The following is a 7,135-nucleotide window of genomic DNA, read 5'->3' as shown; positions in this document are numbered from 1 at the left end:
CTCCGTCGGTGAGGCCGTTCTCGGTAAAAAGGTAGGCAATAAGGCCATGCTTTACGGGGCGATTGCAGGTACCATTCCCGATCTTGATGTGTTGACCCGCTACTTTGTCGATACCGTAACGGCCACGGAATGGCATAGGGGCTTTAGCCATTCCATTTTCTTTGCGGTGCTGTTCTCCCCGATTTTCGGCTGGCTGATCTCCAAAATCGAAGGCAAAAGCCAGGCTACCTTTGTGGATTGGACTCGTTTGATGTTCTGGGGCTTGCTTACGCATCCCGTTTTAGATGCTTTTACCACTTGGGGAACACAGCTGTTCTGGCCTTTTGACCTGCGATTGGCGTTCAAGAATATTTTTGTGATCGACCCTTTGTATACCCTCCCTTTTTTGGTGTTCCTGATTTTGGCAATGGGGCAGAAACGGTTATCCCCAAAACGGAAAAAGTACAATCAAATGGGACTTTTCGTAAGCTGTAGTTATTTGTTGGTTACCCTGCTCTTAAAAGGGTTCGCCTATAGAAAATTTGTGGATAGTTTAGACGCCCGCGGTATCGAGTACAAGGCCATCGATACGCGTCCGACACCCTTTAACACGATTTTATGGACGGCCAATATCGATGTTGGAGATGGGTATTTGATCGGGAATTACTCCTTTTTTGATTCCAAGGAAATTGATTTCACTGCCTATCCAAAAAACCGACAGCTTTTGGGGGCGCTTAAGGAAGAGGATAAAGTAAAGCGACTTGCCAAAATATCGGAAGGCTGGTATACGGTTACCGAAAATAACGATACCCTTATTTTCAACGACCTGCGTTTCGGTTTGATCAGCCTTGACCCGTATGAAACCCGCTTTGCTTTCAGCTATAAATTGATCGAAAGTGAAAATGGAGTACAGGTACGGGAAACCGAAAAGTTCAACCGGGATGCCAAAAACCTGTTTGCTGCGCTTTGGGAACGGATATGGGGGAATTGAACGGAGTGAAAAAATAACGGCCAACCCTGTGATTCCTACCTTGCCGGCCAAAAGGTCTGCGGCTCCCCTGAGAGTTCTTTTCTTGACGGCGGACAGTTCTTAACATCTTGTCCAAGTGAAAGACTCTATTCCGTCGAAACTTCCAGAACGGTTCTTCCCCCCGTATTCTTCCTGACATTCACGCGGCTAAAGGTATTTTCTTCAAAGAGCTTTTCAGCTTCCTCGTAATCAATTTCCTTTCCGTCGAGGATAATTTTGACGTTGTCTTTTTTGAGCTCTTTAAGAAGCTCAAGGGGTGATTTTGGTTTTGGGGGAGCTGGGGGTGCGGGAGGTGTATTAGTATTTACTCTTGATTCACGGGTTTGGAGGAAAGGAACTGGTTGCATAAATTTACCCTCTTTGTGTGCTAGTGCGGCGTAATTATGATATACCCCCATCATTTGATTATATTTATTTCTCAAATCTTCAACACTCCCTTTTTGTTTTTCCATAAATAGGGAGAAGGCCTCGTTATACATTTTTCTTTCGGCCAAGTAGGTATCAATCGATTTTTTGAGAGCTTCAGAATAATTGTCAGTATTTACATGTCGGGCAATCATTGGTGCAGCAGGCGGAAGGGATAACGACTGTTCTAATTTAGTATGTTGTTTTTCTTTTTCTGAAGCGATATGCCTAGAAGGTTTTGTTTTTAGAGTTTGTTTACTGGCATTGGTTTCTTGAATTACTTCGTTCTTGTTTTTGACTTCTTCTACAGTTCGAATCATGGAATGGTCCTTTTGCGGAAAATGTTTTTTCTTCCCGTTATGGTCTCTCGACAGCCTCATGTTGCCCCTCACGTTGTCGTAAGGATCTTGGTTTTCAATAATATATTGTACGATTTCTTCCGCAGCTTCTCTTTCGCTCTTATCTGGTGAACTGGGTGGAACCGGTGGTGCCGGCGGCTCCGGAAAATCTGGGAAAGTTTCCGCATTGGCGCGCTGGTCTTGGGTCATGATGCCATGTAGGTATTCCAAGCGGTTAATATCAGCCTTTTTGATACGGATGTTTCTATTTGATGCGAGCATCGCATTGAATCTTTTGGCCAAATAGTTGTAGTCGGCGACTTGCATATTCGTAGCACCTTCTTGATTTGATGATTTCGGATCGGGACATTCAGGAAAGGGCAGTGCTTCAGCCTTTTGTTTCTTGACCATTTTTCCATAGATACCTTCCAAACGCTTCAGATCCCCTGGAGGGATGACCCGTTTTTCTTTGGGCACCGCATTGTATTTATCGGCAAGCGTATGGAACTCCCATAGTTCCATTTGGGTCGCGCCTTCCTGCAGAATTGTATTGGTTTCCGCTTCTTTGGGTATTTTTACTGTCGTGCTGAATCCGTATAAAACAAGGACAAACAAAGGCAGAATTAAAAGGTTCCTAATTAAAATCGACTTTTTCGAGGTTTGTGTTTTCATGACTTTAAAACGTTTTTTGATTGATGAATACGATGAATAATTGATGGCATTGGCCATTGACGGCTGATGTTTTTTGTACGATGCTGATGAGGCAAAGACTAATAGTATACTTTGATAATCGGGAGTGGTGGAACCTTGTCGGAGAACGGCCTCGTCCGCCAAAAATTCATGGTTGAGCTTTATTGATTTTTTGGTTAGGTGGATAAGGGGGTTGAACCAGAAAACAATCTGTAACAGCTCTACGAACAAAACATCTAAACTGTGCTTTTGTCGGGCGTGGGTGGCTTCGTGCACCAAAACTTCCTTCGGTATTTCATGGGCCTCGAATTTTTGACGATTTAGAAAGACGTAGTTGAAAAAGGTATGCGGCACCACGGCATCCCTTAGCAACACATTGATGAGTGAATCGATTTTCAATTTGGGATTATTTCGAATATTGCGGGCAATGTTCCACAGATTGAAAAAGAACTTCAACGAGAAGAGCAGTACACCCAATCCGTAGACCGTCCACAGTGCCACGGGCCAATAGTCGATTTCTGTTGTATTGACCTCAGGCGTAGTAGTATCCTTGGCAATGGGTTCGGTAGTTTCCGCTGAATTATATTCCACAGGGGCAATCGAAGTGGGTGCAGGGATTGCCTCAATATACTCGGTAAATGTAATCGATGGAATCATCAAAGCTAGTACCAATACAGCCAAGAGATAGTACCGTTTAAAGATATGCATCCGATGTTTTTCCAAAAACAATTTGTAGAATAGCAGAAAGATGGCCAAACAAGCACTCGATTTAAGAATGAAAACTACCATGGCTATTTCTTTTTGATTGCGTCGTCGATCAGTTTTTTCAAATCTTCAAGTTCGGCCTTGCTGAGGTCAGTAGCTTGGGTAAAGAAGGATGCGAATTGCCCGGGACTGTCATTAAAAAAGTTTTTAATCAGTGAATTCACTTGTTTGGAGAAATAGGCTTTCTTCTTCACCAAAGGATAATATTCACGGGACCGACCCTGACTGGTATAGGCAACGAAACCCTTGTCCGCCATTCGTTTTAAAAGTGTGGCAATGGTTGTAGTCGCCGGTCTGGGCTCGGGGTAAGCTTCAAGTAAGTCTTTTAGAAGGGCTTTTTTCTGCTTCCACAAGATATTCATTAGCTCTTCTTCCGATTTTGACAATTGCATGTTACAGCTCTTTTGTGATATTGCTCTACAAACATAGAGTAAATATTTCAATTCTACAAATGTAGAGTAAAAAAAATCTTACGAATGGATGGAGTAGGGGTACAAATGAGGAAGGGCAGATTGACCAATGCCAAGAGATGACCGGTCGTTTCAGTCAAAACTATTTTGCAATTGGAAAAGAATTGTATTGATAAGCGGATATTAGTTCGGGATATAAAAGGTGACAATGGCCCAAATTAATAATGCCGCAACCAGAAGAGAAATGACAAAGTAATAAAACGATTTGCGGTTATCGGACTTTGCCTCTCGTTGTATGCTTAGTTTCATACGTTCCATTTTAGGCTCCGACACCTCTGGAAAAGTATATTCGGCAGGATGGTCAATCTTTTCGGAGTGCATATACGCTCTGTTATCGCCCTTGAACTTCTTCCGCCTGGAAATTTTGTTCTGCGCGATTCGGTTCACCATGTCGAAGATATGTCCGCTCATCGAAAAAAGAATTTAAGAAAAATTACGAAATAAAGAATGAATCGCAAAATTTGTGTTTACCTAGTTTGATTTCTCTTTTTCTTAAAGTGATACGTTTTCCGCCGAGAAAATAGTATAAGTTTGTACTTCATGACAAAGTTCATACATGGGTATTTTAGAAGAATTACAAGAACGGAGCGGAGCGGTCTGCGAACTTTGCCGCTCAACCGATGGACTAAGTGTATATGAGGTACCGCCCGTTTCGACGAGAGGAATTGACCAATTCATTTTAGCATGCGAACTTTGTTTAGGGCAAATCGAAGATCCTGACACCGTCGATTCCGATTACTGGCACTGTCTGAACGACAGTATGTGGAACGAGCATGATGCCGTAAAGGTGGTGGCTTGGCGTATGCTATCCCGCCAAAAAAATGAAGGTTGGCCCAAAGACCTTTTGGATATGATGTATCTGGAAAATCAAACGCTACAGTGGGCCAGGGCAACCGGAGAAGGTCTGGACGAAAGCGAAAAAATCATCCATAGAGACGTAAACGGAGTGATTTTGGATGCAGGCGACAATGTAGTCCTTATAAAAGACCTAAAAGTCAAGGGTTCGAGCATGGTTGCCAAACAGGGTACTGCCGTACGCCGGATTTCCCTAGACCCCGAAAATACCGAGTATATTGAAGGTAAGGTCGACGGGCAGCTGATCGTGATTATCACAAAATACGTAAAGAAGACCTGAGTGGATTATGTGTGCCGTTTGGTATCCATCCCTTTCATCTCCGTAAAAAATTTATAAAAATAGGGGATTGTCTCAATCCCCTTCAAATAGTTCCACACCCCGAAGTGCTCGTTGGGGGAGTGAATGGCGTCGCTATCCAGCCCGAAGCCCATCAAAATGGTCTTGCTGCCAAGTTCTTTTTCGAACAGGGAGACGATGGGAATACTGCCTCCGCTGCGTTGCGGCACCGGTTTTTTGCCAAAGGTAGTTTCATAAGCTTTCGAGGCTGCTTGATAGGCAAGGGTGTCAATGGGCGTAACGTAGCCTTGGCCTCCGTGGTGCGGCTTGACGTTCACGGTAACGCCTTCCGGGGCGATGCTTTCAAAATGGGATTTAAAGAGTTGGGTGATTTCCATCCAATCTTGATGGGGTACCAGCCGCATAGATATTTTGGCGTATGCTTTGCTGGGGATGACCGTTTTAGCTCCTTCTCCGGTATAGCCGCCCCAAATGCCGTTGACGTCGAGGGTTGGGCGAATGGAATTGCGTTCGTTGGTGGTATACCCATTTTCGCCATAGACGGATGCAATATTCAGGACTTTTTTATAAACTTCTAGATTAAAAGGAGCTTTCGCCATTTCATCCCGTTCGGTTTGGGTCAGTTTGGCTACATTATCGTAAAATCCGGGAATAGTGATGTGGTTGTTCCCGTCATGAAGGGAAGCGATCATCTTTGCCAATATATTGATGGGGTTGGCGACCGCCCCACCGTAAAGTCCGGAATGCAGATCGCGGTTTGGACCGGTCACTTCCACTTCAACGTAGCTGAGTCCACGTAACCCTGTAGTTATGGAAGGCACATCGTTGGCAATCATTCCCGTATCGGAAATCAGTATGATGTCGTTAGCCAGTTTTTCCCGGTTGTTCGCAACGAATAGGGAAAGGTTGCTGCTGCCGACCTCCTCTTCGCCCTCGATCATGAATTTTACGTTGCAGGGCAGTTGATCGGTTCTGACCATAAATTCCAAGGCCTTGACGTGCATATACATCTGGCCCTTGTCGTCACAGGCACCGCGAGCAAATATGGCACCATCGGGGTGTAGTTCGGTTGCCTCGATCACAGGGTTGAAAGGTTCGGAATTCCATAAATCCATCGGATCTGGAGGTTGCACGTCGTAGTGGCCGTAGACGAGCACTGTTGGTAATTCGGGATCGATCAACTTTTCGCCATAAACTATGGGGTAGCCATCAGTCTCACAGATTTCGACGGAATCACAGCCCGCATTTTCCAAAGCAGTTTTCACGGCCTCGGCGGTATTCAGTACATCCTGTGAAAAAGCTGAATCGGCGCTGACCGAGGGAATTTTGAGCAATTCGATAAGTTCGTCAAGAAAGCGTTGCCTGTTTTCCACGATATACTTTTGGACGTTCTGCATCAAAATCAATTTTGGGTTCATGGGAATTCAACGGGCAAAATTAAAAATACAAAAAATAAGCGTTTTTTAGGGCCCTGAAATTTAGAGATTTCAATTTTTGCCTTATATTTGCACTCCGAAATTAAATCTTGAGCCTTTTGGACACCAAAGTTCATGTTGATTTTTTTTCAAGGATGCAGGCGTGATGGAATTGGTAGACATGCTAGACTTAGGATCTAGTGCCGCAAGGTGTGAGAGTTCGAGTCTCTCCGCCTGTACAAAGGGAAAGCCGACTTTTAGGGGTCGGCTTTTTTTGTTTGGGTACAACATAGGTACAACATTTAAGTTGTTGGGTTCTCGAAATAAAAGAAGTGAGAAATAATAGTCTCAGAAGATTAAATGAATCAATCTTGACACTTAACAAGGTGTTCATGGTTTTCATAAGAATATCATTTCATAAATGGACTATTTTCAAAACTCTTTCATTACTTTCTTTAAAGGCGTTGCTTGCACGGAGTACATCTTCCATGGCACCCATGTTACTTCCTGTAATGGTGTGGCTAAATACTTGGGCCCGTTCCAACATTCTGATATAGACTTTTGGGTCGTTGTTTCTTGTCAACCTTCTAAGTCCTCCTAAATAATCTTCACGATACACGGTGGGGACAATTATCTTGGTCTGATTGGCGGTGGTTAGTTCGGCGTTCATCATAACGCGTGCGATACGGCCATTGCCATCTAAAAAAGGATGTACCTCGCTTACGACGAACATCATATAGGCCGCCTTGGCAAAAGGGTGTGTCAACGCCTTATAGAAGTCAAAGCTTTGTAACAATGTACCCCGTACAAGCTCCATTTCGACAAACGAAGTATCCCCTGACTGATTGTTTTTATCCTTGAACTTTCCAGGTTTTTTATCGGTACGTGCG

Annotated in this window: 7 protein-coding genes and 1 tRNA gene; 3 read left to right on the top strand and 5 right to left on the bottom strand. The window is 44.0% G+C overall.

Features of this window, described 5'->3' with window-relative positions:
* On the top strand, positions 1-970 hold a 970-nt coding region (locus tag ACEW8S_RS20170; protein ID WP_373519907.1), incomplete at its 5' end, for a metal-dependent hydrolase.
* A 125-nt stretch (positions 971-1,095) separates the two neighbouring features.
* Here ACEW8S_RS20170 and ACEW8S_RS20165 read toward each other — a convergent pair.
* The 3 genes from ACEW8S_RS20165 to ACEW8S_RS20155 all read right to left on the bottom strand — a co-directional run bounded on the left by ACEW8S_RS20165 (position 1,096) and on the right by ACEW8S_RS20155 (position 4,088).
* The gene (locus ACEW8S_RS20165; protein WP_373519906.1) at positions 1,096-3,231 is read right to left on the bottom strand and encodes a M56 family metallopeptidase; all 2,136 of its coding nucleotides are present in this window, start codon (positions 3,229-3,231) and stop codon (positions 1,096-1,098) included.
* A gap of 2 nt (positions 3,232-3,233) precedes the next feature.
* The gene (locus ACEW8S_RS20160) at positions 3,234-3,599 is read right to left on the bottom strand and encodes a BlaI/MecI/CopY family transcriptional regulator (protein ID WP_373519905.1); all 366 of its coding nucleotides are present in this window, start codon (positions 3,597-3,599) and stop codon (positions 3,234-3,236) included.
* Between the two features lie 201 nt (positions 3,600-3,800).
* The gene (locus tag ACEW8S_RS20155; protein WP_373519904.1) at positions 3,801-4,088 is read right to left on the bottom strand and encodes a hypothetical protein; all 288 of its coding nucleotides are present in this window, start codon (positions 4,086-4,088) and stop codon (positions 3,801-3,803) included.
* A 145-nt stretch (positions 4,089-4,233) separates the two neighbouring features.
* Here ACEW8S_RS20155 and ACEW8S_RS20150 point away from each other — a divergent pair, with 145 nt between their 5' ends.
* Complete coding sequence (locus ACEW8S_RS20150; protein ID WP_373519903.1) at positions 4,234-4,812, top strand: PhnA domain-containing protein; 579 nt, start codon at positions 4,234-4,236, stop codon at positions 4,810-4,812.
* A gap of 5 nt (positions 4,813-4,817) precedes the next feature.
* On the opposite strand, the gene ACEW8S_RS20145 is transcribed toward ACEW8S_RS20150, so the two are convergent.
* Positions 4,818-6,227 (bottom strand): dipeptidase, encoded by a 1,410-nt coding sequence (locus ACEW8S_RS20145; RefSeq protein WP_373519902.1) that lies wholly within the window; start codon positions 6,225-6,227, stop codon positions 4,818-4,820.
* Positions 6,228-6,402: 175 nt separating this feature from the next.
* Here ACEW8S_RS20145 and ACEW8S_RS20140 point away from each other — a divergent pair.
* Positions 6,403-6,484, top strand: a tRNA-Leu gene (locus ACEW8S_RS20140).
* 176 nt (positions 6,485-6,660) lie between these two features.
* Here ACEW8S_RS20140 and ACEW8S_RS20135 read toward each other — a convergent pair.
* Positions 6,661-7,135: Fic family protein (locus ACEW8S_RS20135; RefSeq protein WP_373519901.1), on the bottom strand; the 475-nt coding region annotated here is incomplete at its 5' end.

Origin of the sequence: Pricia sp. (assembly GCF_041745955.1) — a bacterium.
Taxonomy (GTDB): domain Bacteria; phylum Bacteroidota; class Bacteroidia; order Flavobacteriales; family Flavobacteriaceae; genus Pricia.
Note: the sequence above shows the minus strand (reverse complement) of the source record. Positions and strands in the feature narration are given on the sequence as shown.